Source organism: Streptomyces sp. NPDC048172 (genome assembly GCF_043202595.1).
Taxonomy (GTDB): Bacteria; Actinomycetota; Actinomycetes; order Streptomycetales; family Streptomycetaceae; genus Streptomyces.
Genome location: NZ_JBIDAT010000007.1, coordinates 382,492 through 407,556, shown reverse-complemented (window position 1 = coordinate 407,556; position 25,065 = coordinate 382,492). Strand labels below are relative to the sequence as shown.

Sequence of the window (25,065 nt, the reverse complement as noted above, 5' to 3'; positions counted from 1 at the left end):
GATCTCCGACCGCGGCGACCGCGGCATGAGCGGAATCGAGTTCGTGATCCTCACGCCGGTGCTCTTCTTCCTGATCTTCGCCACCGTGCAGTTCGCGCTCTACTTCTTCGCCGACCACGTGGCCCAGGCAGCGGCCCAGGCGGGTGCCCGCAAGGCCCGCCAGCAGGCCGACGCCAACGCGGGCGGCTGGCGCGGCGAGGCCCAGGCGAAGGTGGGCGAGTACATCGACCAGCTCGGCCCGCAGCTCGTGCTGAAGCCGGACGTCACGACGCTCCAGCCGCAGCAGGACACGGTCGGCGTGGAGATCGAGGCCAAGGTGCCCTCGGTCTTCCCCGGGCTGGACTTCACCGTGCACGCCGTCTCGCAGGGACCCGTCGAGCGCTTCGTCCCGGACGGGGGTGGGTGATGGACGTACGCGACGACAAGGGGCTGTCGACCATCGAGGTCGTGATCCTCGCGCCCGTCATGATGCTGTTCATCCTGGTGCTGGTCGCCTTCGGCCAACTGGTCGACGGGCGTGGCCAGGTGGACGGCGCGGCCCGCGACGCCGCGCGCGCGGGATCGCTCCAGCACGGCGACTTCGGCGTCGCCGAGGCGGCCGCCCGCGACGCGGCCGAGGCCACCCTCCAGGACACCTGCGCCAACGGCGTCGAGGTGCAGGCGGGCGGCGACTACCGCTCGGGCGGCATCTTCACCGTCGAGGTGAGCTGCAAGGTGCGCGGCCTCGGCATGCTGGGCCTCGACATCGGCAAGACCATCACCGGCAAGTCGAGCTCACCGATCGACCCGTACCGGAGGACAGGGTGAACGGGCGCGTCACGCGCACATCTGCGCCCCCAAGGGGCGCGGGGAACTGCGCGCCCAGCGCGACGCGCGCCGGCGGTCCGCGACGCACGGCATCGGGCAGCCCGTGCCCGGCCGCGGACAGGGCGAGGGCAGGACGTGCCGGGCAGGCGCTGGAGTCACGGCTCGCTGCCCTGCGGGAGTGGCACAGACGGGAAGGCGACCGGGGGTCCGGGGCCGGGGCCGTGATCCTCTTCGCGGTGCTCTTCATGGTGCTGGCCGCCTTCGTCGTCGACGGCGGTCTCTCCATCTCGCAGCGCGAGCGCGCCGCCGACATCGCCGAGCAGGCCGCCCGGTACGCGGCGCAGGACATCGACGAGGAGGCCCTGCGCGAGAGCCAGGGCAAGAACGCGCCCATCAACTACGAGAACTGCCAGCCACGCGTCACCGAGTTCGCGCAGCAGTCCGGGCTGTCCGGCGCCGACGTCGCCGCCTCGGGGTGCGTCGCCGCCAGCGCGCAGCAGGTCGAGGTGCGGATCCGGCTCACCTACCGGCCCGTGCTCACCGGCCTCTTCTACACCAAGCCGGTCGAGGTCCACGGCACGGCGAAGGCCGAGTCCGTGACGGGATAGGCGGGACGGGAAGCAGCAGGAACTCCACAGCATCAGCGACGACGTCTCACGGGGAGCACACGACATGGCCCGCCGCAGCACCACACCTTCCGGACCCTCCGGTACGCCCCGTTCGCGTACGCCCGTCCAGGTGCGGACCCGGCGGACGTTCGGCGACGTGATGAAGGCGTTCTTCGCCTTCCTCGCGCTGGCGGTGCTGCTCGTGGCCGTGCCGGGCGCCCTCGCGTACTTCATCGGCTGGCCGCTGCCGCACAGCCTGCCGTCCCTGGACGCGTTCCAGGACGAGGTGAGCGCGGGGATGTTCATCAACGTGCTGACGGTCGTGGTGTGGCTGGCCTGGGCGCAGTTCACCGCGTGCGTGCTGGTCGAGGTCAAGGCCGCCGTCTCGGGCGTCGGACTGCCCGCGCGCGTGCCGGGCGCCGGGCCGAGCCAGATGCTGGCCCGCCAGCTCGTCGCCGCCGTGCTGCTGCTGGGCTCCACCGCGGCGAGCTTCGCGCCCGGCATCGCCCAGCTCGGCCAGTCCTTCCCGAACCAGAACGACGGGCGCACCGTCGCCTCGGCCCAGCTCCTCCCGGGCCAGCACGGCGCGCACGGTACGGGCGTGGGGCACGCGGACGGGCGCGGCTCGGGCAGCTCCAGCATGGGCACGATGGGCGGCAGCGACCAGCTCACCCCGGCCTCGTACAGCACCGGCGGTTCGGGCGAGGCCCGTAAGGCGGGGGGCACGCAGGGCTCCACGAAGTTCTACCGGATCCAGCCGCCCGAGGGCCGTCACCACGACTCGCTCTGGGAGATCTCCGAGCGCCACCTCGGCGACGGCCGCCGGTACAAGGAGGTCTACCGGCTCAACAAGGACCGTGTGCAGCCCGACGGTTCCAAGCTCTCCGAGGCCAGCCTCATCCGGCCCGGCTGGATCATGGAGATGCCCGCCGACGCGCACGGCGGCGAACTGGTCGAGATGCCCGACGAGGCCCCGGAGATCAGCGAGCGGCAGCGCCAGCAGATCGAGGAGTACCAGGGCAACGGCGGAAACTGGGACTCGCAGAGCCCGGACGGCGGCACGCGGGACCCGGGCACCCCTTCGCAGCCGGACGGCGCGGACAAGGGCGGCGCGGACAGGAGCGGCGCGGAGCGGGAGACCCCGTCCGAGTCGCCGTACAAGCCGGAGGAACGGGACGGCAAGGAGGAGAAGCTCGACGTCCCGCCGACCGAGCACACCCCCGACCGCCAGGAGCAGTCCGTCCCGGAGCGGCCGGGCGAGGAGCGGGAGCCCGCGCTGCCCGACGAGTCGAAGGACGGCTCGGGCCCCGGCATCGACCAGCCCGACGACATCGCCGAGGACGTCCCCGAGAAGGGCGGCCGGGACAAGGCCGACGGGGACAAGGGCGGCTCCGACGACGACGCCGTACGGGACGGCGGCACCGGACAGGAGAAGCCGGAGCCCGCCCCCAAGCCCGAGCCCGAGCCCGACCGGGAGAAGGGCGACGGCTCCGGCAAGAAGGACCCCAGCTCCGACCTGGCGCACGCGGGCGTGCCCGGCACCGGCGACAAGGGGTCCACCGACCTGTCGGGCTCGGACCAGGACCCGCCCCGCGAGGACCGGGACCGCGACACGGCGGGCGACGCGGAGGCGCGCCCGGCACCGGACACGGCGACCGGCGAGAAGGACACGAAGGACCGCGACTCCGGCGCGCGGCACGACCGTACGGCGGAGGCGCCGTCCGAGGCACCGTCCGCCCCCGAGGCCGACCCGGCGCCCGAGCCGGAGCCGGAGCCCGAGGTGGCCGACCCCAGGACGGACGTACGGGCCGACGAGAAGCACACGCCCGAGGCCGAGGCGGGGCAGGGCGGGGACGACGGCGGTCCCGCGATCGGTCTGCCCGCGGCGCTCATCGGCGCGCCCCTGCTCGCCGCCGGGCTGCTGGCCGCGCTCGGCAGGCGGCGCCGGGAGGCGCTGTGGAGGGCCGCCACCGGAGGCGGCGGCCGGACGCCCGCGCACGACTTCCCGCCGCCGTCCGAGCCCGCCGCCGTCGTACGGGAAGCGCTGCTCGTGGGCGCCGACCCGGGCGCCGTCCGCTTCCTCGACCGCGCGCTGCGCGGGCTCTCGGAGGACCTGGGCGCGCAGGGCAGGACCCTGCCGGTCGTCTACGCGGCCTGGCTGACCGACCAGGAGCTGCACCTCCAGCTCTCCGAGGAGTGCGGACAGCCCCCGGCCCCCTGGCGGTTCGGGCAGAGCGCGAGCTTCTGGAGCATCCAGCGCGCGCACACCCGGGTGGACGTCGACGCCTCGGTGGCGCCCCCGTACCCCGGTCTCGTCAGCCTCGGCATGCGCGGCGACGCGCGGCTGCTGCTGAACCTGGAGTCGGTGCCGGGGCTCGTCACCGTCACCGGCGAGGCCGAGGAGCGCTCCGCCATGCTGGCCTCGCTCGTCGCCGAACTGGCCACCAGCGGCTGGGCGGAGCGGATGACGCTCACCCTCGTCGGCTTCGGCGCGGACCTCGCGCCGCTCGCGCCCGCCCGCGTCCGGCACGTCGCCGACCTGCCGGGGCTGCTGCAGGCGCTGGAGACGGAGTCGGGCGTACGGCGCAGCGCGCTGCGCGGCGCCGGTCAGGACACCGTGCTCGCCGCCCGTACGGGCACGGCCCGGGGCGACCACCAGTGGGTGCCGCACCTCGTGGTCGTCGGCACCGAGCCGACGCCCGAGGAGGCCGCGCGCCTCGCGGCGCTCGCGGGGGCCTCCGACCCGCTCGGCATAGGGTTCCTGGTCAGCACGGCGCGGCGGCAGCTGCCCGGCGCCGTCTGGGAGTTCGACATCGCGCCCGACGGCGTGCTGCGCGCGCCGCAGATGGGGCTCGAACTGCGCGCCCAGCTCCTCCCCGACCATCTGCGCGCCGCCGTGGTCGAGCTGTTCGCCGCCACGGAGAGCGCCGCCGGGGGCGCGGGGGAGGAGCGGGGGCCCGGCTTCCGGGTGGACCTCAGCGACGGCGGGCGCCCCGCCGTCTACGCGCGCCTGCTCGGCCCGTACGAGATCCTCGGCCTGCCCGAGCCCGAGGAGTCCCGCAGCGGGCAGCTGCACGAGGCCCTGGCGCTGCTCCTGCTGCACCGCGAGGGTGTGCACCCCCGGGTGCTGGCCTCCGCGCTGTGGCCGAAGGGCGTCACCGACGACGTACGGGACGCGCTCGTCGCCCGGCTGCGCGACTGGCTGGGCCACGACCCGGACGGCAGACCCCGGCTGACCGTGGACGGCGACGGACGGCTGGTGCTCTCCCCCTCGGTCGTCTCCGACTGGGACGTGCTGCGCACCCTGCACCACGGCACCACGGGACCGGGCGGCGCCGCGCTGTCGGCGGCCGTACGCGGGCGGCAGCTCGCCGACGCCATGGAGCTGGCCCGCGGCCCGCTGCTCGCCGACCGTGCCGAGGGCCGCTACGCCTGGCTCGCCCACGAGACCGCCGAGGCCCAGCACCCGCTGATCGTCGCGGAGACCGGGCTCGCGCTGGCCGCCGAGCACGTCCGCGCCGGGGAGCCGGACCGGGCCCTGGGCGCGGTCCGGTCGGCGCTGCGCACCGCGCCCGCCGACGAACGGCTGTGGGAGGAGCTGCTCCGCACGGCCCACGCGACCGGCGAGGAGGCGCTCCTCGGCGAGGCCGTGACCTGGGTGACCGAGCGCAGCGCCCAGCTCCACGGCGCCGACCGCGGCCTGCCGCCCCGCACCGCCGCGCTCCTCGACGAACTCGCCCCGGGCTGGCAGCCCGCGGCACGCGCGTAGCGGAACGTCCCGTAGCGGAGCGGCTCGTACGGAACGAGCCGCTCCGCGTCCGTATCGTCACGTCTTCGCAACCCTCGTCCTGGGGCCGGAAACGCCCGTCGTGCGTCACATTCCCGTCAGGAGCGGGACACGCGGGACACGGAAATCGGGGGCGGACGGATGAGGCGTACAGCGGAGGTACGGAAAGCGGGGGTACGGACGGCGGGGCGCTGGGCGGTGGCGGCGACGGCCGCCGCGCTGCTGGCCGCCGGATGTTCGGGCGGCGGCGGGACGGACTCGGCCGACCACGCGGAGAAGGGCGGCTCCCGGCCCGCGCCCGACGCGAAGGGGCCGGGCGGCGGCTACGTGAAGGAGGGCCCGCGGGGTGAGCAGGACGCGGCCGGGGAGTCCGGTGAGTCCGGGGAGCCCTCGCGGCGGCCGGACTTCCGCTCGACGTTCGCGCTGGACGTGGACACCGCCTCGTACAGCTACGCCCGCCGGACCCTGAAGAGCGGACGGCTGCCCGCGCCGGGCACCGTCCGCACCGAGGAGTTCGTCAACAGCTTCCAGCAGGACTACGCGCGCCCCGAGGGCAACGGCTTCGCCGTCTCGGCGGACGGGGCGCGCACCACCCGGCCCGGCTGGTCGCTGATGCGCGTCGGGCTGGCCACCCAGGACCAGGCGCCCGAGGCCGACCGGCCGCCCGCCGCGCTGACCTTCGTCCTCGACGTGTCCGGCTCCATGGCCGAGCCGGGCCGACTGGACCTCGCGAAGAAGGCGCTGGGGATGGCGGCCGACCAGCTGCGCGCGGAGGACTCGGCGGCCCTCGTCACCTTCAGCGGCACCGCGAAGACCGTGCTGCCCATGACCCGGCTGGGCGGCGGCGGGCGCGAACGGCTGCGCGAGGCGGTCCGCGGACTGGAGCCGCAGCAGGACACCAACCTCGGCGCGGGCGTGACCCGGGGGTACGAGGAGGCGGCCGACGGCATCCGCGAGGGCGGCACCAACCGCGTCGTGCTGCTCTCCGACGCGCTCGCCAACACCGGCAGCACCGACGCGGGCTCGATCCTGGAGAAGGTCTCCGAGAACCGGAAGAAGCACGGCATCACGCTCTTCGGCGTCGGCGTCGGCAGCGACTACGGCGACGACCTGATGGAGCGCCTCACCAACAGGGGCGACGGCCACACCGCCTACGTCTCCGGCGAGAAGGAGGCCCGCGAGGTCTTCGTCGACCAGCTGCCCCGCAACGTCGTGCTGCGCGCCCGGGACGCCAAGGCGCAGGTCACGTTCGACCGGGACACGGTCGACGGCTTCCGGCTGCTGGGCTACGAGAACCGCCGCGTGGCCGACGACGACTTCCGGAACGACTCCGTCGACGGCGGCGAGATCGGCCCCGGCCACACCGTGACCGCGCTCTACGCCGTACGCCTCAAGGACGGCGCGGAGGGGAACGCCGCGCGGGCGACCGTACGGTGGCAGGACCCGAAAACCCGCGCGCCGCACGAGCGGACCCGGCGGATCGGGGTGGGCGCGCTCACCGGCGACGGGCTGTGGGGCGAGAACGCGGAGGGCACGCCGCCCCGGCTCCGGCTCGCGGCGGTGGCGGCGTACTTCGCGCACGCGCTGCGCGCGGATGCCCCCGGCCCGGCGCTGCCCGGCGCACCCTCGCTCCGCGAGCTGCGCGACGAGGCACGCGGCCTCGCGAAGGAGACGGGCGACGGGGCCGTCTCGACCCTGGCGGAGGCGATCGACAGGGCGGACGGGCTCACGTAGGACGTCCGGGTACGCAAAGGCCGTGGCCCGCGCCCTCGGGGGTAGGGGCGCGGACCACGGCGGTCTGCGATACGTCTGCGCTGCGGCAGAGGCGCGTCGGCGTCAGCCGATCTGCAGCTTCTGGCCGGGCAGGATGAGGTCGGCGTCGCCGCCGACCGTGGCCTTGTTCGCCTGGTAGATCTTCTGCCAGGAGGTGCCGTGCGCGGCGGCGATGGACGACAGGGTGTCGCCGGCCTTGACGGTGTAGTTGCCCTTGCCGGTCTGCGGCGCCTGCTGCGGGGCCTGCTGGACGGGCTTCTGGACCGGCTTCTGCACGGGCTTCGGGGCCTGCTGCTGCGGCTGCGCGGGCTTGGGCTGCGCGGGCTTCGGCGCGGCCTGCTGCTTCTGCTGCGGCTGGGCCGGCTTCGGCTGCGCGGGCTTCTGCTGCTGCTGCGAGGCACCCGGGTTCACGTTGGCGGAGGGACCACCGGCGGACAGGTTGCCCGCACCGGCGCAGGACCAGGCGCCCGGGCCCTGCATCTTGAGCAGCTGCTCGGCGGTGGCTATCTGCTGAGCCTTGGTGGCCTGGTCGGCACGCGGGGCGTACTTGGTGCCACCGGCGGCGGCCCAGGAGGAGTTGTTGAACTGCAGGCCGCCGTAGTAGCCGTTGCCCGTGTTGATGGACCAGTTGCCGCCGGACTCGCACTGGGCGACCTTGTCCCAGGTGTCGACCGAGGCGGCCTGGGCGCCGGTGGCGGACATGAGCGGAACGGCGACAGCGGCACCCGCGACACCGGTGAGGGTGGCGATACGGACGGCCTTGGAGGGACGGCGGTGACGGCCCTTGCCGGAGAACAGCATGGTCTTTCGTTTCCTTACAGTCGCGGCTGCTCGCCACGGGGAAGAGACGAGCGGGTCGAGCGGAGCGACAGTAAGCACACGTGTCCGGATGCGTCCAAAAGCTCCAGCAAAGATCGTTAAAGGCGCTTGACACCCCTGAGTCGCGTCTGTGCAGGTGGTGCGAGTACGAGTGAAACCGGCGGGCCCGGTGTGACATAGCCGTCGGAGACAAGCGTCACAGGAATGGGGGGTTTGGATGTGATCTGCGCAATGCCCGGTTCCCCCCGGCTCGCGAGATGTCCGATCTGCCCTTAATGTTCCGGGTGTTCGCGCCCGTCGCGCCGCTGTCCCGGCTCCTCGACCTGGATCGTCGCGTGCGTGATGCCGTACCGCTCGTCCAGCAGCGCGAGCACCCTCTCCAGCACCTCCGTCGGGCGGCTCGACGGCTCGGCCACCACATGGCCGCTCGCCGCGTCCATGCCCGAGGTGACCGTCCAGATGTGCAGGTCGTGCACCTCCGCCACGCCCGGCAGTGCCGCCATGTCCCCCTCCACGGCGGCCACGTCGAGGCCTGGCGGCGCCGCCTCCATCAGGATCCGCACGGCCTGCGCCATCACCCGCGCCGCGCGCGGCAGGATGAACACCCCGATCCCCACGCCCAGTACGGGGTCCACGTAGCGCCACCCCGTCAGCAGGATCAGCCCGGCGCCCACGATCACCGCGACCGAGCCGAGCAGATCCCCCAGCACCTCCAGATAGGCGGCCTTGAGATTGAGGCTGTCCTTCGCGCCGGAGGAGAGCAGCCGGAAGCTGATCAGGTTCACCACCAGGCCGCCGGTCGCGACCAGCAGCAGCGGCAGCCCCGGCACCTCGGGCGGCTCGCCCCACCGCCGCACCGCCTCCACCAGGACGTAGACGGCGACGCCGAAGAGGAGGACCCCGTTCGCGAGCGCCGCGAGCACCTCCAGCCGGTAGGTGCCGTACGTGCGCTGCCGCGGCCCCTGCCTGCGCGCCAGGGTGATCGCGGCCAGGGCCATGCCGAGCCCCAGCACGTCGGTCCCCATGTGCGCGGCGTCGGAGAGCAGCGCGAGCGAGTCGAAGACGATGCCCCCGACGACCTCGGCGCCCGCGTAGCCGAGGGTGAGACAGAACGCGATCGTGAGCGCCCTGCGGTGCCGTCCCCCGGCGGAGAGCGCGCCGCCGGGAGGCCCGTGGTCGTGGCCCATGCGCGGCAAGTTAACAGCGCGGGGGCCGCCTCCGGCCGTACCGCGCGGAGAGCGCGTGGGACAGTGCGCGGGTGGCGCCATAATGGCGCCATGGACCTTACGCCGTACGTCGACAACCTCCGGCGCGAGCTGGCCGTAGCCGCCGAGGCCGGGGGCGAGGACGCGCGCGCCCTCGCCGAACGCCTCGCCGCGCCGCTGGAGTCGGCCACCCGACTCGCCCTGCTGAACGTGCTCTCCGACGCCATGGGCGAGATCACCCGTGAACTCGCCCCCGGCTCCGTGGACGTACGGCTGCGCGGCCTCGACCCCGACTTCGTCGTCACCGCGCCGCCGGGGGGTGAGGGAGAGGGGTCCGCGGGGGAACCGGGGACGGCACCGGCGGCTTCCGCTTCCGCTGCCGCCTCCGCGGCCATGGCCGCCGACGAGGGCGGCACCTCGCGGATCAACCTCCGGCTGCCCGCCCAGCTCAAGGTCCGCGCCGAGGAGGCCGCCACGCGCGAGGGCCTCTCTCTCAACGCCTGGCTCGTCCGCGCCCTCTCCTCCGCGCTCGACCCCGAGGGCGGCGCGGCCCGGCGCGAGACCGGGCCCGGCGGGTCCAGCGGGCGCGCGGGCCGCGGCAAGCAGAGCCTCACCGGCTGGGTGCGCTGACCATGGAGCGCTTCGAGACCCCCGGCCCGATCACCGTCTCGCTCCAGCTGACGGTCGGCGCCGTCCGTATCGACGCCTCCGCGCGCGCCGACACCGCCGTCACCGTGCGCCCCAGCTCCGAGGCGAGCGAGGCCGACCGCAAGGCCGTCGAGCAGGTCCGGGTGGCCTACACGGACGGAACGCTCCAGGTCAGGTCCCCCAAGGCGCGCGGCCTCTTCGGCAGGCCCGGCTCGGTCACCGTCGAGATCGCGCTCCCGGAGGGCTCGCGGCTGGACGGCGTCGCCTCGCTCGCGGACTTCGTCTGCGAGGGCGCGCTGGGGGAGTGCCGCCTGAAGACCTCGGCCGGTGACATCCGGCTGGGCCGTACGGAGGCGGTGCGGCTCACCACCCAGTACGGCGACATCGTCGCGGACCGCGTCGAGGGCCACGCCGAGATCACCACCGGCTCGGGCGAGGTGCGGATCGCGGAGATCGACGGCGAGGCCGTCGTCAAGAACTCCAACGGCGAGACTCATATCGGTGAGATCACCGGCGATCTGCGGCTCCGCCTCGCCAACGGCGGCGCCACCGTCGGCCGCGCCCACCGCGACGTCACGGCCAGGGCCGCGAACGGCTCGTTCCGCCTCGGCGAGGTCGTCCGGGGCGCGATCGGCCTGGAGACCTCGGCGGGCGACCTCCAGATCGGCGTCCGCGACGGCACGGCCGCCTGGCTGGACGTCAACTCCAAGGCGGGCACGGTCCACAGCTCCCTCGAACCCACGGAGGGCCCCGGCAGCGGGGAGACGGTCGAGATCCGCGCTCGTACGAGCTACGGCGACATCGAGGTCCACCGGGCGCGGGGGTAGGCCCTCCGGGAGCTCGGGGCCGGGGGCTGGTGCTTCGGAAACAGAAGCAGTAGCGTGCGGCGCGGCGGCGTGCTTCGAAAACCGAATCACGCCGGACCGCCCCGGCCGAAGGAGGACCTGACCCATGACGTCGACTCCGACTCCGACTCCGCGTCCGACTCCGACTCCGACTCCGCGTGTCCCACCCCTGGAAGCCCCCTACCCGCCGGACGCCGACGCGGTGCTGCGCCGCATGATGCCCGGCGACGAACGCCCCCTCGCCCTCTTCCGCACCCTCGCGCGCAGCGTCCCGCTCGCCGAGGCGGCGCACGGCTGGGGCGCGTACCAGCTCAGCCGCCGCCTCGGCGTGGGCGTACGGGAGCGCGAGATCGTCATCGACCGCACCTGCGCGCTGTGCGGAAGCGCGTACGAATGGGGCGTCCATGTCGCGCGCTTCGCCACCCGCGCGGGGCTGACGGACGCGCAGATCAGCTCCCTCACGCACGGATCGAGCGCCGATCCCTGCTGGACGGACGAGCGCGACCGCGTGCTGCTCGACATGACGGACGCGCTGCACGCCGAGCACGACCTGGACGACGCGCTGTGGGACCGCCTGACGGCCGAGTTCACCCGGGAGCAGGCGCTGGAGCTGCTGATGCTCTGCGGCTGGTACCACGCCATCAGCTTCACGGCCCGCGTCACCCGCCTCGCGCCCGAGCCGGGCGCACCGTCGTTCGGGGACGTCTGAGGGCGGGGTCCCTAGCGTGCCGCTGAAGCCGGGCCTGGCTTCAGCGTCAGGCTTCCCGGTACGGCCGCGAACACGTCCCGCAGATCGTCCGCCAGCCGTGCGCGCCCCGGGGTGCCGGGGCGCGCGATCCAGGTGTGCAGGGCCCAGTGGAACGAGGAGGTCACCAGGTCCAGCGCCAGCCGGGGGCGCGGGTCCGAGGTGTCGCCCAGGTCGAACCGGCGGCGCAGCGCGTCGATCGCGGCCTGCCCCGTACGGTCGCAGAAGTGCAGCCCGTGCGCGTCCATCGACGGTGACCGCTCGGCGAGCCTGCGGCTGAGCCGGACGCGCCGCGCCCATCCGTCGTCCCCGTCGTCCGGCATCCGCCCGATGGCGTCGAGCAGCACGTCCTGGAGCGTCTCCAGCAGCGTGCGGTCCCCGGGGGCCACGCTCTCCAGGTCCTCCAGCAGCGCCGTCCACATGTCCTGGGTCGGCGCCATCGCCACGTCCTCCTTGCTCGTGAAGTAGCGGAAGAACGTGCGCTTGGAGACCTCGACCCGCTCGCACAGCTCGTCGAGCGTCGCCCCGTCGAAGCCCCGCTCCGTGAACAGGTCGAGGGCGGTGTCGATCAGCGCCTGCCGGGTGCGCAGCTTCTTGCGCTCGCGGAGCGGCAGTCGGTCACGGTCCTGGACGGCGTCGGGCATGCCGTCAGCCTAGCGGGGGCGCCATGGAGAAGCGAACGCCACTTGAAAGCAAGTGCCACTCAGTGGCATAAAGGGGCGAGGCTCGATCTCTCGTACTCGCACTCCGAAAGGTGCCGTCATGCGCGCCCTGCTGGTAGACCGCACGACCCCGGCCCGTCTCCCCCTCCGCCTCGGCGAGGCCCCGGACCCCGAACCCGCGCCCCACCAGGCCCTGGTCCGGGTGACGGCGACCTCGTTCAACTACGGCGAGATCAAGCACGGCCTGGAGAACGCCCCCGACGGCACCGTCCTGGGCTGGGACGCGGCGGGCGTCGTCGAACGCCCGGCCGCCGACGGCACGGGCCCCGCAGCCGGAACCCCCGTGACGACCCTCGCCCTCGGCGGCGCCTGGGCCGAACTGCGCGCGGTGGACACCGACCTGCTCGGCACCGTCCCCGAGGGCGCGGACCTCGGCGCGGCCAGCACCGTTCCGGTCGCGGGCGCCACGGCCCTCCGCGCGCTGCACCGGGCGGGCCCCGTGCTGGGCCGCCGCGTCCTGGTCACCGGCGCCACGGGCGGCACCGGACGCTACGCCGTCCAGCTCGCCCGGCGCGGCGGCGCCCACGTCACCGCCTCGACCGGCGACCCGGCCCGGCACGGCGACAGCCTCCGCGCCCTGGGCGCCCACGAGGTGATAGAGGGCCCGGAGGCCCTCACGTCACCGGTGGACGCCGTCATCGACCTGGTCGGCGGCCCCCAACTCGTCGAGGCCCACCAGCGCCTGGCCGAGGGCGGCACCCTCGTCGCCGTGGGCCACGCCCCCGACCTGCGCGAGAGCTTCCCCGTCGGCGCCTTCTTCGGCGACGCGGGCCGTCACGACCGTACGATCGCGACCTTCTACCTCCCCGCCTGTCACGGCCTCTCCCGCGACCTGACCTGGCTCTCCGCGGAGCTCGCGGCGGGCGCCCTGGACCCCCAGATCACCTGGCGCGGCCCCTGGACCCGGGCCGCCGAACCGGCCGAAGCCCTCCTCGCCCGCCGCCTGCACGGCAAGGCGGTGCTGGAGATCGCCTGAGACCGCCTGACCTCACAGCTGCCTGCGGGCGTGCTCGGAGAACCGATTGGTCGAGGTGACGGTCCGGCCGTACGCGTCCTGAGCGTTCCGCTTCTCCGCCTCGGTGACCTCCCGCCCGGCGTCGGCCGACCAGGCCATGGAGAGGGCCGCGTGGGCGTGGTACTTCGCGTCGTCGGCGGCCTCCTTCGCGATCTCCACGAGCGCGTCCGGCCCTTCGAGTTCGATCGCCACACAGGCCCGGCTCACCGGCAGGATCAGCCCGTTGACCTCGTCCCGGAGGGCGACCAGCGCCTCATCGCTCAGCGCGGCGTACTCGCCCTCCGTACGGGCGAGGGACTCCAGCAGACACCGCCGGGCGGGCCCGTACAGGTCGCGGAGAGCGAGCAGGAGTTCGTGATACGCCGCCCGCCGCGCCTGACTCTTCTGGACCCGGAAAGAGGAACGCGCGGCGACCAGGGCGGTGCCTCCCGTCGCCAGCGCCCCGACCACGGCCCCGGCGATCGCCGCCACCCCTTGGTCCATCTCCCCCTCCGGCCCCTCGTGTTCACGCCTCGTCGCGCGTCGCGGAGCATCTTCGTGTCCGGCCGCCCAAGGCGCAACGAGGCCGCCCGCCCGGGATACTGGGCGCCCATGGACGAGGGGCACGAGGTGCACGAGGTGGACGTGGTGGACGAGGTCGAAGTCGTCGTCGCCCACTCCGAACGCGCGACGCTGCGCGTCGGTGACGCGTTCCTGAAGGTGGACGCCGATCAGTCGCGCATCGATGTCGAGGTCGAGGCGATGGCCTTGGCGCCGGTCCCGACCCCGGAGGTCCTGTGGCGCAAGCCGCCGGTGCTCGCGCTCGCCGCGCTCCCGGGGACGGTGCTCGGCCGCCTCGGTGAGCCGTCGACCGCGTCCCCGGCGGCGTGGGCCGCGGCGGGTGCCGCCATCCGGAAGCTGCACGAGGCGCCGTTGCCGCCCTGGTCCGGCCGGCGCCGCCGGGACCCCGGGGAGCTGGCGGCGGAACTCGACGGCGAGTGCGAGTCGCTCGTGACGCACGGGATCCTGCCCGCCGACCTGGTCACCCGCAACCGCCAGGTCGCCGAGGCCGCGATCCGGCCGTGGACCCCGGTGTTCACGCACGGCGACCTGCAGATCGAGCACGTCTTCGTCGACGGCGACGAGGTCACCGGCATCCTCGACTGGTCCGAAGCGGGCCGGGGCGATGCACTGTTCGACCTCGCCACCTTCACGCTCGGACACGAGGAGCACCTCGGCGACGTGCTCGCCGGTTACGGCACCGACGTGGACGTCGACGTGATCCGGGCGTGGTGGTCGCTGCGCGGCCTGCTGGGGGTTCGCTGGCTGGTCGAGCACGGCTTCGACGCGTTCGCGCCGGGCTGCGAGGTCGACGTACTGAGATCCCGAATGTGAGCCCGTCAGAAGCCGTGAGGAGCGACGGTGCGGGCGCCCTGGACGCGGCGGGCGACGGCGAGCACGACCGGGGCCGCGAGCCAGGACAGGTACGCGCCGGTGCTCGTGGTCAGGAACGAGACGGGCACGGACACCGCGAACACCGCGGCCAGGCAGACGGCGCGCACCTGGTTCTGGGCGAACACCCGGGGCGGCACGGCCGTGCGGTACAGGTGCGCGCGCCGGATCTCCCGGATGATCAGCGCGATCAATGCGGAGGCCAGGACCTGCACGAGCGCGTACAGGCTGAACCGGGGCGGGAAGACGCCGTCGGCGGTGAGCACCCGCGTCGCGAAGGGCATCAGGACCTGCATGAACAGCCACGCCAGAGTGAGGCTGATCAGGCGGTTGCTCAGCGAGTCGACGAACCGGAAGACCTCGTGGTGGGCGCGCCAGTGCGCGGCGATCACCACGAAGCTGAGCGCGAAGGCCAGGTACTCCGTGCTGTGGTCCGACACCGAACGCAGCATGGCGTCCGTGCTGTCGCCGGTGGGGACCGGGAGGTCCAGCGCCAGCAGAGTGAGCGCGATCGCGACCGCCGCGTCGACGAATGCGGTGAGCCGGTCGGCGCCGACCGCTCGCGCCTCGCCGAAGCCGTCGTCCGGTGTGGGGCTGGTGTGGGTCGTCATGGTGGGGAACAGCTCCCGCGAGGTCAGGCGGCGTTCGGCGCGTACGGCCGGGGCGTGGCGTGGACGGCCTCCAGCCGCCGGGGCCGCACGGCCTGGAGTGGTCATGCTGAGGGGAGAGGCGGCCCGGAACAGCAAAAAAGCCCTCCCGAAGGAGGGCCGAGGAGAGCGCCCCCGGCAGGACTCGAACCTGCGGCCAAGTGCTTAGAAGGCACCTGCTCTATCCACTGAGCTACGGGGGCCGGTCTTCGTCGCGGTCGGCGGGCGCGCCCCCGGGCGACCATGGCGGGGTCAAGGATAGGGGGCCGGGAGGCTCGTCCTGCTCGCTTCACGTCCGCGACGCCGTGTGGAGGTTCAGTGAAGCGATCCCGATAATCGCAGGCGGGTGCGATTTCCGCAGCGCTTTTGGCGCCGCCGGGTGAGGGTGTTGCGCACTCGTTATGGCTGCGGCGGGGTTGCAGGGTGGGTCATGAGGGGCGAAAGGGGCCATTGACCGGCGAAAGCTGCCATTTTCGGTGCCCCGTACCGTGAATACGCTTCAAATACGCCCCAAAATTGGGCATTCTGCACATGTGGCGATCTTGGACGTACGGCCGGAACTGCTCGACGCGCTCACCGCACTGCGCGATCGTGTCGCTGCCGCACGCTTTCCCCTGCCGCTGCCGGGCGCCGAACGGGCGCGCCGGTCCCGTGCCGAACTGCTCGCCCAGCTCGACGACTACCTCGTGCCGAGGCTCCGTACGCCCGAGGCGCCGCTGCTCGCGGTGATCGGCGGATCGACGGGGGCGGGCAAGTCCACCCTCGTCAATTCGCTCGTGGGGCGCAGGGTGACCGAGGCGGGGGTGCTGCGTCCGACGACGCGCACGCCTGTTCTGGTCTGCCATCCGGACGACCGGCCGTGGTTCGCGGGACAGCGCGTGCTGCCCCGGCTGGAACGGGTCTGGGTGCCCCGGCAGGAGAGCGCGCAGGAGGCGGCGGACGCGGTGGAGGCGGCGGACGAGGAGCGGGAGGAACGGGAGGGGGGTGGCGGATTCGGGGGCGCGGGCGCGAGACCGCGCGCCCTGCGCATCGAGACGGACGTGGGGCTGCCCGCCGGACTGGCGCTGCTCGACGCGCCGGACATCGACTCCCTCGTCGCCCGCAACCGCGACCTGGCGGCCGAACTGATCTGCGCGGCGGACATCTGGGTGCTGGTGACGACGGCGGCGCGGTACGGGGACGCGGTGCCGTGGCATCTGCTGCGTACGGCGAAGGAGTACGACGTCACGCTCGCCACCGTGCTCGACAGGGTGCCGCACCAGATGGCGGCGGAGGTCGCACGGCAGTACGGGACGCTGCTGGAGGGTGAGGGCCTGGGCGAGGTGCCCCGGTTCACCATCCCGGAGCTGCCCGAGTCCGCGGGCGGGTCCGGGCTGCTGCCCGTCTCGGCCGTGTCCGGGCTCAAGGGATGGCTGGAACGGTGCGCCGAGGACCCGGCGGCCAGGGAGGCCGTCGCCGCACGGACCGCCGCCGGGGCGATCGGCTCGCTCCGCGCCCGTATCGGCGCGCTGGCCGGTGCCTCGGCCGCGCAGCACGCCGCGGCGCTGCACCTGGCGCAGCAGACCGACAGGGCGTACGAGGAGGCCGGGGCGCGGGCCCGCAAGAGGATTGCGGACGGCGAGCTGCTCGCCGGGGACGCCGCGGCGCGCTGGCGCGGCTTCCCCCGGGACAGCGGCGGCGAGGAACTGCTCGACGCCTTCGAGGACGGGCTGACCGCGCTGCTCGCGGGTGCCGTCGCTGCGGCGGACGAGCGGATCGCCGAGGCCCGCAGGAACGGGCCGTTCGCGGACCTCCTCGACCCGTCCGGCGGGACGGAGGACGCCGGTGAGAGGGACCCGCACGGGCGCGCGGGCGTACTCGTACGGCGGTGGCGGCGCTGCGTCGAGGAGCTGGCGGAGGAGGAGGCGCGCACGGCGGAGAACGCGTCCGCGCACGACGCCGAACGGGCGGCCGCGCTGCTCGTCGCCACGCTGCTGGGCGGCCGCCGGGTCCGGGGCGCGCGCAGGGCGCTCAACGCGCTGCTCGGCGACAAGAGGGTGAAGGGCCTGCGGCGCCGCGCCGCCCAGCTGCTGAACGGCTGCGTGGACCGCGCGCTGTACGAGGAGCGGGACCGGAGGGTCGCCCCGTTGGAGGCGCTGGAGGCGGGGCCGGAGCCGCAGGCGGAGCTGGTCGCCGCGTTCTCCCTGCTGAGCCGGGTGGGCGCGGAACGGGTGTCCGGCCCGAGGACATCGAGGGCCCACCGGCCGGACCGGCCGGAGGACGACGAGCGCGCGGCGCAGGAACTCTCGCCGTCGGGCGGACAGAGGGAGAGGTGAACCCGATGGATCCGATGGACCCGATGGACCCGATGCCGGAGGAGGCGGAAGGGGCCGAGGGGATCGGCGGGGAGGAGGGGCAGCCGGACGCGGCGGCGGTACGTGGTGTCAGCCCCTCCTGGGACGACGGGCTGATCGCCCGCCGCGCGGTCGTCCCGCCCGACGACGGCACGGGAGAAGGGGGAGTGAGAGGGGCCGTACGGAGGGTCCCCGTACTGCCGGGGCGGCGTGGAGCGTCCAAACGGTCCGAGAAAACTTCCGTGCGTCCTATGGAGCGAGAAAAGCACGAAGAGGGCGCGGCCTCCCCTCTCCCTGTCTCAGTGACGGATTCGCCTCTGGCCAGGAACGACGCATCCCTTCCGGCAACGTCCGTTCCGTACGGGCGAACGACACGTGAGGACGCACGCGAGGACGTACGCGAGGACACCCGGGAACGGGACGCGGCGGAGGACAACCTGCGGCAGCGGCTGGGGGCGCTGCGCGAACTGGTCGGCCTCTCCCGTACGCGGCTGGACACACAGGTGCTCGCCGAGGCCGGTCGGGTGCTGGACGAGGCGGCGGCACGGCGCGGACTGCCCAGCGCGTACACGACAGTGGCCCTCGCGGGCGCGACGGGCAGCGGAAAGTCGTCCCTTTTCAACGCCCTGACGGGGGAACAGCTCTCCGAGACCGGGATGCGCCGTCCGACCACGGCGTCCCCGGTCGCCTGCACCTGGCAGGCCGAGGGCGTGGACGGCGCCGACGGACTGCTCGACCGTCTCGGCATCGCCCCGCACGCGCGGCACCGCAGGAACGGCGCCGAACTCGGCGGCCTGGTACTGCTCGACCTGCCGGACCACGACTCCGTCGCCCAGGGCCACCGCGAACAGGTCGACAGGATGCTGGAGCTGGTGGACGCGGTGGTCTGGGTCGTGGACCCGGAGAAGTACGCGGACGCGGTGCTCCACGAGCGGTATCTGCGCCGCCTCGCGGGACACGCCGAGGTCACCTTCGTCGTCCTCAACCAGAAGGACAGGCTCACCGGGGACGCCGTGGACGCCGTACTGGACGATCTGCGGCGGCTGCTGGACGACGACGGCATGGCCCTCGGCGAGCACGGCGAACCGGGCGCGTGCGTCCTGTCGGCCTCGGCGCTCACCGGCGAGGGTGTCGGGGACCTGCGCGAGGAGCTGGGCGGCTTCGCCGCCTCCCGGCGCGCCGCGACCCTCCGCCTCACCGCCGACCTCGACGGCGCCATGGACCGGCTGCGCCCGGTCTACGCCGAGCCGGGGCCCGGACCGGTGGCCGGTGCTTACGGCAGTGCCTATGGCGGGGCGTACGGCGGCGCGTACGCCGATGTGCCGTCGCCGTCCCTGTCCCCGTCCCCGTCCCAGGGGCTCACCGACGAGGTCCGGGAGGACTTCGAGGACCGGCTCGCCCTCGCGGTCGGCGCCGCCGCCGTCGGCCAGGCGGCGGAACGCGCCTGGCTCCGCCACGCCGAGCGCGCCTCGGCCACCCCGTGGACCCGCCTCCGCCGCTGGCAGCGGGAGCGGACGCGAGAGGGCGGCGGCACCGGCGGGCCCCCGACGGGTACGGCCGATGGCGCGGACGGCATGGACGGCATGGACGGCATGGACGGCGCGGACGGCATGGACGGCGCGGACGTTCCGGTGGAGGGCGCCATTCCGGCGGAGTCCGGGGGCGTACGCGCGCCGGGCACCGTCGCACGCGCGACACGCCCGGTGGTGGCCCGGGCCGTACGGGAACTCGCCGACCAGGCCTCGTGCGGCCTGCCCGAGGCGTGGGCGCGGAACGTGCGGGACACCACACGGCGCGGCTCGGACGGGCTGCCGGAGGCGCTCGACGAGGTGATGCGGGACGAGACGGACGAGACGGACGGGGCGGGTGAGTCGAGCGCCCCGGACGGGCGCGGGGCCGCGGGCGCGGACGCGAAGATTCCCCGGCTGCCGTGGCGCAGCGCCGTCGTGGCGGGGCAGGGACTGCTGCTCGCGTTGCAGGCGCTGGGCGTGGTGTGGCTGGTGGCGGCCGTGTGCGGGGTGGCGGGCGGCGCTTCGGCGTGGCCGCTCGCCATGGCGCTGATCGTGGTCGGCGCGGCGGGCGGGCCGCTCCTCGCATGGCTGTGCATGGTCGCGGCACGCGGGCCCGCGCGGGCGTACGGGCAGGAGGAGGAGCGCAGGCTGCGGCGGCTGGCGGCGGCCTGCGGGCGGTCGCGGGTGCTGGAGCCGGTCGCGGCCGAGCTGGTGCGCTACCGGGAGGTGCGTGAGCAGTACGCGATCGCGGCGGGAGCGGTGACGGCGGACGCGGCGATCCCTCCCGGGCCAACCCGTGCGGGTGACGGAGTTGTCCCCAGCTAGCCGGTTGTCCACAGAAAAACCTTGATCTCCGCCGGGACCGGCGGAGCGGGGCAGTCTGGAATCTCCGCTGCCGCTCGGAGGCGGCGGAGATCTCGGACGACATGGCCCGCGGGGGCGGGCCGAGGGGGAGGCGAGCGGGGATGAACGAGTCGCATGTGACGGTGGTGGGCAATGTGGCGACCCCGGTGGACTACCGGGTGGCGGCCTCGGGGGTGCCGGTCGCGCGCTTCCGGCTCGCGAGCACGGTGCGGCGTTTCGACCAGCAGAGCAGAAGCTGGGCCGACGCGTTCACGAGCTTCTTCACGGTGTGGGCGTGGCGCACTCTCGCGACGAACATCGCGTCGTCGGTCTCGCGCGGCGAGCCCGTCATCGTGCAGGGCCAGCTGAGGGTGCAGGAGAACGAGAGGGACGGGAAGAGGTATGTCTCCGCCGACCTGACGGCCTCCTCGGTGGGCCACGACCTGTCGCGGGGGACGACCGCGTTCGTCCGGGTCTCGCAGGCGAAGCCGGGTTTGACCGATGCAACCGACAGGTCGGGGTTCGCGCCCCACGCGATGGCGGCGAGCGGGGCCGTGGCGGCGGGTGCCGGAGAGGGGGTGGAGGGAAGCGTTCCAGGTCAGGGGTAGATCGGAGGAGTGCGCCTTGATCGTCCCGGTCCGCCGGATTCGGTGATAACGATTCTGATGCGGAATGCTTGATGGCCGGGATTCGTGGGGACTGTGTTGCGCCTGCTCTCTACTATCCCTCGCAGACCGACGGGGGTTGGTGGCACGGGGGTTGAGAGCTTTGCGGCGGGAGAAGCGGCTGTGACCGGCCGCCCGCCAAGAGGGGAAGACCATGACTTCTGCACGCGGACGGCTGACCGGCCGTCTGACCGCTGTCGCGGTGGCCTCCGGGCTGCTCGCCGCCGGAATGGCGGCCGGCGCGGGGACCGCCGTGGCCGGCGGCGGCCCTGAGCAGCGCGGCGGCGCCACCGCCACGCTCGACGGGCTGACGACCTACGGCGAGGCGGTCGTCCGTTCCGGCGGCGAGCGGCAGGAGGTCAGCGCCGGGCTCTTCGAGATGTCGGTCGAGGACGGCGGCACCCTCCAGACGTACGGCGTCGACATGCTCAATCCGACGCAGGACCAGACGCGTTATCAGGAGACGGACTGGAAGTCCTCGCCCCTGCACGGCAATCGGAACGCGGGCAAGATCCGCTGGATCGCCCAGCACTCCTACCCCCGGATGAACGACTTGGACGCGCTGGCGAAGGCGGCGGGCGCCAAGAAGCTCACCGCGCGGACCGCGGCGGCCGGGACGCAGGTCGCGATATGGCGGTTCTCCGAGCGGGCGGCCCGCGGCGCGGAGGCGCCCCGGGTGGACGCGGTGGACCCGGCGGCCGAGCGCCTGGCCGACTTCCTGGTGAAGAAGGCCAGGAGCGCCGCCGAGCCGAAGGCGTCCCTGGCGCTCGACCCCGCGGGGGTGTCCGGCAAGAGCGGTGACCGGCTCGGCCCGGTGACCGTGCGGACGGGCGCACCCGGCGTCACCGTCACGCCCGGCCCGGACACCGGCTCGCAGGGCGTGCGGATCGTGGACGAGAAGGGCAAGCGGGTCGACTCCGCGCGCGACGGCTCGCGTCTCTACTTCGACGTGCCCCGCGACTCCGAGCCGGGCGGCGCCTCGCTCACCGTGCAGGCCGCGACGAAGGTCCCGGTGGGCCGGGTGTTCACCGGCACGGGCGTGCGGGGGAGGAGCCAGGCCCAGATCCTCGCCGGGTCGAGCCAGTCGACGGTCTCGGCCGAGGCGACGGTGGACTGGGCCGACAGCGGAGCCATACCCGCGGCGGACGCCGCGGAGAACTGCGCGAAGGGCGGCGTCGACATCACCGTCGCCAACAAGGGCGACGCGCCCTTCCCCCTCCGGGTCGGCGGCCAGCGGAAGGACGTCGCCGAGGGGAGGACCGGGAAGGTCACGGTGCCGGTGAAGGAGGACCAGCCGTACCGGATCCCGGTCGACGGGCCGCACGGGTACGAGAAGACGTTCAGCGGCGTCCTCGACTGCGCGCCCGCCACCTCCCAGGGCGAGCTGGAGCAGCGGAGCGCCGGTGCCGGGACGGAGCGGCCCGCGACGGTCGGGGGCGGCGGGGAGCGGCCCATGGGCGGTTCCACGGACCTCGCCCAGACGGGCAGCGGCGGCGACACCTCGCTGATCGTCGGCGCGGCGCTCGCGTTCCTCGCGATAGGCGCCGCGACGATCGTCGCCGTCCGCCGCCGGGAGGGCTGACGCTCCAGGCTCACGCCCCGGGCTACGCCCCAGGTCCGCGCCCCGGGCTACGCCCCAGGTCCGCGCCCCCCGCGGGAGATGTCGCTCCGCGTGTCCGGGCGTTGACTCCCCGTGTGTCCCATCCGCCTCCGGGGGCACGTGAGTCGAGGGCCGGGGGCGGGAGTCGGCCGGGTGGGAGGTATCCCGTTTCCCGGTCAGGCCGGGCGTGCGGCAAGATGGGGTGCGTATGCCCATACGCGGCTCGGCTGTACAGCGATCCCCGCGGCGCGGCCGCTCATCAACACCTACAGATTGCCGGACGGTTCCTCTTGGCTGAGTACATCTACACCATGCGCAAGGCGCGCAAGGCGCACGGCGACAAGGTGATCCTCGACGACGTCACCTTGAGCTTCCTGCCCGGCGCGAAGATCGGTGTCGTGGGTCCCAACGGCGCCGGTAAGTCGACGGTGCTGAAGATCATGGCCGGGATCGAGCAGCCGTCGAACGGTGACGCCATGCTCTCCCCCGGGTACAGCGTCGGCATCCTGCTCCAGGAGCCCCCGCTGAACGAGTCGAAGACCGTCCTGGAGAACGTGCAGGAGGGTGTCGCGGAGACCAAGGGGCAGCTCGACCGGTTCAACGAGATCGCCGAGCAGATGGCGACCGAGTACACCGACGAGCTGATGGAGGAGATGGGCAAGCTTCAGGAGAAGCTGGACCACTCCAACGCGTGGGACCTGGACGCGCAGCTGGAGCAGGCCATGGACGCGCTGGGCTGCCCGCCCGGCGACTGGTCCGTGGCCAACCTCTCGGGCGGTGAGAAGCGCCGCGTCGCGCTGTGCAAGCTGCTGCTGGAGCAGCCCGACCTGCTGCTGCTCGACGAGCCCACCAACCACCTGGACGCCGAGTCCGTGCAGTGGCTGGAGCAGCACCTGGCGAAGTACCCGGGCACCGTCGTGGCGATCACCCACGACAGGTACTTCCTGGACAACGTCGCCGGCTGGATCATGGAGCTCGACCGCGGCCGCGCGATCGGGTACGAGGGGAACTACTCCACGTACCTGGAGAAGAAGCAGTCCCGCCTCAAGGTCGAGGGCCAGAAGGACGCCAAGCGGCAGAAGCGCCTCAAGGAGGAGCTGGACTGGGTCCGCTCCAACGCGAAGGGGCGGCAGGCCAAGTCCAAGGCGCGTCTGACGCGTTACGAGGAGATGGCGGCCGAGGCCGAGAAGACCCGGAAGCTGGACTTCGAGGAGATCCAGATCCCGCCGGGCCCGCGCCTGGGCAACGTCGTGGTGGAGGTCGAGAACCTCGGCAAGGCGTTCGGCGACAAGGTGCTGATCGACGACCTGTCCTTCACCCTGCCGCGCAACGGCATCGTGGGCGTCATCGGGCCGAACGGCGCGGGCAAGACCACGCTGTTCAAGATGCTCCAGGGCCTGGAGAAGCCGGACTCCGGCTCGATCAAGGTCGGCGACACGGTCAAGATCTCCTACGTCGACCAGAGCCGGGAGAACATCGACCCGAAGAAGACGCTCTGGGCCGTCGTCTCGGACGAGCTGGACTACATCAACGTCGGCCAGGTCGAGATGCCGTCGCGGGCGTACGTCAGCGCGTTCGGCTTCAAGGGACCGGACCAGCAGAAGCCCGCGGGCGTGCTCTCCGGCGGTGAGCGCAACCGGCTGAACCTCGCGCTCACCCTCAAGCAGGGCGGCAACCTGCTGCTCCTCGACGAGCCGACCAACGACCTCGACGTCGAGACCCTCTCCTCGCTGGAGAACGCGCTGCTCGACTTCCCGGGCTGCGCCGTGGTCGTCTCCCACGACCGCTGGTTCCTGGACCGCGTCGCGACGCACATCCTCGCCTACGAGGGCGAGAGCAAGTGGTTCTGGTTCGAGGGCAACTTCGAGTCGTACGAGAAGAACAAGATCGAGCGCCTCGGCCCCGACGCCGCCCGGCCGCACCGGGCGACGTACAAGAAGCTGACCCGGAGCTGAGCGGCGTGCGGTACCGCTTCCAGTGCCCCCTGCGCTGGTCCGACATGGATGCCTTCGGGCATGTGAACAACGCGGTCTATCTGCGCTATCTCGAAGAGGCGCGGATCGACTTCACGTCGCGGCTGGCGCGGGAGACGGCGCCCTCGGCCTTCACCGGGGGCTCCGTCGTGGCGCGGCACGAGATCGACTATCTGCGCCCGCTGACGCACCAGCACCACCCGGTCACCATCGAGATGTGGGTGACCAAGCTGACGGCCGCCTCGGTCACGTTCACGTACGAGATCAAGGACGTGGACGCGTCGGAGGGTGCCGACGCCGGGCGGCCGTATGTGCGGGCCAAGACGGTCGTGGTGCCGTACGACCTGGAGGAGGAGCGTCCGCGGCGGCTCACCGCCGAGGAGAAGTCCTTCCTGGAGGGGTACTTCGATGACAGCCACAGCGGCTAGCGGGCTCGTCTTCGCCGATCCCGGGGAGGCGGCGGGGCTCGCCGCCTTCCTCGGGAGGCTGCTGCGCTGGGAGAAGAACGCGGCCGTCCGTATCCAGGCGGGCGGCGGCGTGGCGGCCGTGTTCGCGAAGCCCGCGCGGTTCGAGGTGCTGGCCGTGCGGACGGGCAGGCTGCTGGAGCCGGTCGAGCTGGACGTCACCGTCTCGGCCGGTGAGCTGCTGGAGCGGATCGACGAGGAGCGCGAGACGGTCTCCGCGCCGGGCGCCGTGACCGGTCCGTCCTGGGCGGGGCTGCTGCCGCCGCGCGGCGGCTGGAGCGAGTTCGGGACGGTGCCGGTGGCCGCGGTGCGCACGGTCGCGGCGGCGGCCGTCGGGGAGTTCCGCGAGCGGGCCGACAAGCTGAGCGAGGACCGCAGGACCCGTCCGGCGCTGGACGCGCTCGCCGAGGAGATCTGGTCCCGGCCGCTGGGCCGCACCGGGCTGCCGCTGCGTGCCGTGCACGCCGCGCACGCGCTGGGCTTCCTGCGCGGCGAGGAGCCGGTGACCCTGCTGCGGGCGGGCGACTGGCAGCGGCTGCGCACGGCGTACGGTTCCGTGGTGGTGCGCCGCAAGGGCACCTCGGGCCCGGCGGGAGCGGGCCTGAGCGTCACGCCCGTATAAGG

The 25,065-nt window shown here is 73.6% G+C and carries 22 protein-coding genes and 1 tRNA gene; 17 read left to right on the top strand and 6 right to left on the bottom strand.

Annotated elements, in window-relative coordinates:
- Nucleotides 1-25 precede the first annotated feature (25 nt).
- The 5 genes from ACGF3A_RS31235 to ACGF3A_RS31215 all read left to right on the top strand — a co-directional run bounded on the left by ACGF3A_RS31235 (nt 26) and on the right by ACGF3A_RS31215 (nt 6,936).
- Nucleotides 26-406, top strand: a complete 381-nt coding sequence (locus ACGF3A_RS31235) for a TadE family protein (protein ID WP_393733862.1) — start codon at nt 26-28, stop codon at nt 404-406.
- On the top strand, nt 406-807 hold the full coding sequence (locus ACGF3A_RS31230) for a TadE/TadG family type IV pilus assembly protein (protein ID WP_393733732.1): 402 nt from the start codon (nt 406-408) through the stop codon (nt 805-807). Before ACGF3A_RS31235 ends, ACGF3A_RS31230 begins: the two co-directional genes overlap by 1 nt.
- 149 nt (nt 808-956) lie before the next feature.
- Nucleotides 957-1,415 (top strand): Tad domain-containing protein, encoded by a 459-nt coding sequence (locus tag ACGF3A_RS31225; protein WP_393733861.1) that lies wholly within the window; start codon nt 957-959, stop codon nt 1,413-1,415.
- 64 nt (nt 1,416-1,479) lie between these two features.
- The gene (locus ACGF3A_RS31220; protein ID WP_393733731.1) at nt 1,480-5,184 is read left to right on the top strand and encodes a hypothetical protein; all 3,705 of its coding nucleotides are present in this window, start codon (nt 1,480-1,482) and stop codon (nt 5,182-5,184) included.
- A gap of 159 nt (nt 5,185-5,343) precedes the next feature.
- A complete protein-coding gene (locus ACGF3A_RS31215) occupies nt 5,344-6,936 on the top strand; it encodes a VWA domain-containing protein (protein WP_393733730.1) in 1,593 nt (530 codons plus the stop codon).
- 102 nt (nt 6,937-7,038) lie between these two features.
- On the opposite strand, the gene ACGF3A_RS31210 is transcribed toward ACGF3A_RS31215, so the two are convergent.
- Nucleotides 7,039-7,776, bottom strand: a complete 738-nt coding sequence (locus ACGF3A_RS31210) for a transglycosylase family protein (protein ID WP_393733729.1) — start codon at nt 7,774-7,776, stop codon at nt 7,039-7,041.
- 290 nt (nt 7,777-8,066) lie between these two features.
- On the bottom strand, nt 8,067-8,981 hold the full coding sequence (locus tag ACGF3A_RS31205) for a cation diffusion facilitator family transporter (protein ID WP_393733728.1): 915 nt from the start codon (nt 8,979-8,981) through the stop codon (nt 8,067-8,069).
- Between the two features lie 90 nt (nt 8,982-9,071).
- Here ACGF3A_RS31205 and ACGF3A_RS31200 point away from each other — a divergent pair, with 90 nt between their 5' ends.
- The 3 genes from ACGF3A_RS31200 (at nt 9,072) to ACGF3A_RS31190 (ending at nt 11,201) form a co-directional block, all read left to right on the top strand.
- A complete protein-coding gene (locus ACGF3A_RS31200) occupies nt 9,072-9,629 on the top strand; it encodes a toxin-antitoxin system HicB family antitoxin (protein WP_393733727.1) in 558 nt (185 codons plus the stop codon).
- Nucleotides 9,630-9,631: 2 nt separating this feature from the next.
- Entirely contained in the window at nt 9,632-10,474 is an 843-nt protein-coding gene (locus ACGF3A_RS31195; RefSeq protein WP_393733726.1) for a DUF4097 domain-containing protein, read from the top strand.
- Nucleotides 10,475-10,598: 124 nt separating this feature from the next.
- Nucleotides 10,599-11,201: a carboxymuconolactone decarboxylase family protein gene (locus tag ACGF3A_RS31190; RefSeq protein WP_393733725.1), complete on the top strand. Its 603-nt coding sequence runs from the start codon at nt 10,599-10,601 to the stop codon at nt 11,199-11,201.
- An 11-nt stretch (nt 11,202-11,212) separates the two neighbouring features.
- Here the strand turns inward: ACGF3A_RS31190 and ACGF3A_RS31185 are convergent, their stop codons facing one another.
- Entirely contained in the window at nt 11,213-11,881 is a 669-nt protein-coding gene (locus tag ACGF3A_RS31185) for a TetR/AcrR family transcriptional regulator (protein WP_393733724.1), read from the bottom strand.
- A 118-nt stretch (nt 11,882-11,999) separates the two neighbouring features.
- Between ACGF3A_RS31185 and ACGF3A_RS31180 the strand changes: the two genes are divergently transcribed.
- Nucleotides 12,000-12,935 carry a zinc-binding dehydrogenase gene (locus ACGF3A_RS31180; protein ID WP_393733723.1) on the top strand — a complete coding sequence of 312 codons (936 nt, stop codon included), beginning with the start codon at nt 12,000-12,002 and terminating at the stop codon, nt 12,933-12,935.
- A 12-nt stretch (nt 12,936-12,947) separates the two neighbouring features.
- On the opposite strand, the gene ACGF3A_RS31175 is transcribed toward ACGF3A_RS31180, so the two are convergent.
- Nucleotides 12,948-13,457, bottom strand: a complete 510-nt coding sequence (locus ACGF3A_RS31175) for a hypothetical protein (RefSeq protein ID WP_393733722.1) — start codon at nt 13,455-13,457, stop codon at nt 12,948-12,950.
- Between the two features lie 144 nt (nt 13,458-13,601).
- Here ACGF3A_RS31175 and ACGF3A_RS31170 point away from each other — a divergent pair, with 144 nt between their 5' ends.
- On the top strand, nt 13,602-14,348 hold the full coding sequence (locus tag ACGF3A_RS31170; RefSeq protein ID WP_393733860.1) for a phosphotransferase family protein: 747 nt from the start codon (nt 13,602-13,604) through the stop codon (nt 14,346-14,348).
- A 5-nt stretch (nt 14,349-14,353) separates the two neighbouring features.
- Here the strand turns inward: ACGF3A_RS31170 and ACGF3A_RS31165 are convergent, their stop codons facing one another.
- Both ACGF3A_RS31165 and ACGF3A_RS31160 read right to left on the bottom strand, forming a co-directional pair.
- A complete protein-coding gene (locus tag ACGF3A_RS31165; RefSeq protein ID WP_393733721.1) occupies nt 14,354-15,121 on the bottom strand; it encodes a TMEM175 family protein in 768 nt (255 codons plus the stop codon).
- 61 nt (nt 15,122-15,182) lie between these two features.
- A tRNA-Arg gene (locus ACGF3A_RS31160) sits at nt 15,183-15,255 on the bottom strand.
- A 339-nt stretch (nt 15,256-15,594) separates the two neighbouring features.
- Here ACGF3A_RS31160 and ACGF3A_RS31155 point away from each other — a divergent pair.
- The 7 genes from ACGF3A_RS31155 to ACGF3A_RS31125 all read left to right on the top strand — a co-directional run bounded on the left by ACGF3A_RS31155 (nt 15,595) and on the right by ACGF3A_RS31125 (nt 25,063).
- Nucleotides 15,595-17,367: a dynamin family protein gene (locus ACGF3A_RS31155; protein ID WP_393733859.1), complete on the top strand. Its 1,773-nt coding sequence runs from the start codon at nt 15,595-15,597 to the stop codon at nt 17,365-17,367.
- 320 nt (nt 17,368-17,687) lie between these two features.
- Nucleotides 17,688-19,721 (top strand): GTPase, encoded by a 2,034-nt coding sequence (locus tag ACGF3A_RS31150; RefSeq protein ID WP_393733720.1) that lies wholly within the window; start codon nt 17,688-17,690, stop codon nt 19,719-19,721.
- A 140-nt stretch (nt 19,722-19,861) separates the two neighbouring features.
- Entirely contained in the window at nt 19,862-20,347 is a 486-nt protein-coding gene (locus tag ACGF3A_RS31145) for a single-stranded DNA-binding protein (protein ID WP_393733719.1), read from the top strand.
- Between the two features lie 211 nt (nt 20,348-20,558).
- Nucleotides 20,559-21,986, top strand: a complete 1,428-nt coding sequence (locus tag ACGF3A_RS31140; protein WP_393733718.1) for a TQXA domain-containing protein — start codon at nt 20,559-20,561, stop codon at nt 21,984-21,986.
- Between the two features lie 308 nt (nt 21,987-22,294).
- Nucleotides 22,295-23,959 carry an energy-dependent translational throttle protein EttA gene (gene ettA, locus ACGF3A_RS31135; protein ID WP_393733717.1) on the top strand — a complete coding sequence of 555 codons (1,665 nt, stop codon included), beginning with the start codon at nt 22,295-22,297 and terminating at the stop codon, nt 23,957-23,959.
- A 5-nt stretch (nt 23,960-23,964) separates the two neighbouring features.
- Nucleotides 23,965-24,405 (top strand): acyl-CoA thioesterase, encoded by a 441-nt coding sequence (locus tag ACGF3A_RS31130; RefSeq protein ID WP_393733716.1) that lies wholly within the window; start codon nt 23,965-23,967, stop codon nt 24,403-24,405.
- Nucleotides 24,386-25,063, top strand: a complete 678-nt coding sequence (locus ACGF3A_RS31125; RefSeq protein WP_393733715.1) for a hypothetical protein — start codon at nt 24,386-24,388, stop codon at nt 25,061-25,063. Before ACGF3A_RS31130 ends, ACGF3A_RS31125 begins: the two co-directional genes overlap by 20 nt.
- The last annotated feature ends 2 nt before the right edge of the window (nt 25,064-25,065 follow it).

Coding starts and splice junctions, on each gene's coding strand:
- ACGF3A_RS31235 (WP_393733862.1), top strand. CDS start 26: ATGAGCGGAATCGAGTTCGTGATCCTCACGCCGGTGCTCTTCTTCCTG.
- ACGF3A_RS31220 (WP_393733731.1), top strand. CDS start 1,480: ATGGCCCGCCGCAGCACCACACCTTCCGGACCCTCCGGTACGCCCCGT.
- ACGF3A_RS31165 (WP_393733721.1), bottom strand. CDS start 15,121: ATGACCACTCCAGGCCGTGCGGCCCCGGCGGCTGGAGGCCGTCCACGC.
- ACGF3A_RS31200 (WP_393733727.1), top strand. CDS start 9,072: ATGGACCTTACGCCGTACGTCGACAACCTCCGGCGCGAGCTGGCCGTA.
- ACGF3A_RS31205 (WP_393733728.1), bottom strand. CDS start 8,981: ATGGGCCACGACCACGGGCCTCCCGGCGGCGCGCTCTCCGCCGGGGGA.
- ACGF3A_RS31180 (WP_393733723.1), top strand. CDS start 12,000: ATGCGCGCCCTGCTGGTAGACCGCACGACCCCGGCCCGTCTCCCCCTC.
- ACGF3A_RS31145 (WP_393733719.1), top strand. CDS start 19,862: ATGAACGAGTCGCATGTGACGGTGGTGGGCAATGTGGCGACCCCGGTG.
- ACGF3A_RS31140 (WP_393733718.1), top strand. CDS start 20,559: ATGACTTCTGCACGCGGACGGCTGACCGGCCGTCTGACCGCTGTCGCG.
- ACGF3A_RS31230 (WP_393733732.1), top strand. CDS start 406: ATGGACGTACGCGACGACAAGGGGCTGTCGACCATCGAGGTCGTGATC.
- ACGF3A_RS31210 (WP_393733729.1), bottom strand. CDS start 7,776: ATGCTGTTCTCCGGCAAGGGCCGTCACCGCCGTCCCTCCAAGGCCGTC.
- ACGF3A_RS31215 (WP_393733730.1), top strand. CDS start 5,344: ATGAGGCGTACAGCGGAGGTACGGAAAGCGGGGGTACGGACGGCGGGG.
- ACGF3A_RS31125 (WP_393733715.1), top strand. CDS start 24,386: ATGACAGCCACAGCGGCTAGCGGGCTCGTCTTCGCCGATCCCGGGGAG.
- ACGF3A_RS31190 (WP_393733725.1), top strand. CDS start 10,599: ATGACGTCGACTCCGACTCCGACTCCGCGTCCGACTCCGACTCCGACT.
- ACGF3A_RS31185 (WP_393733724.1), bottom strand. CDS start 11,881: ATGCCCGACGCCGTCCAGGACCGTGACCGACTGCCGCTCCGCGAGCGC.
- ACGF3A_RS31195 (WP_393733726.1), top strand. CDS start 9,632: ATGGAGCGCTTCGAGACCCCCGGCCCGATCACCGTCTCGCTCCAGCTG.
- ACGF3A_RS31175 (WP_393733722.1), bottom strand. CDS start 13,457: ATGGACCAAGGGGTGGCGGCGATCGCCGGGGCCGTGGTCGGGGCGCTG.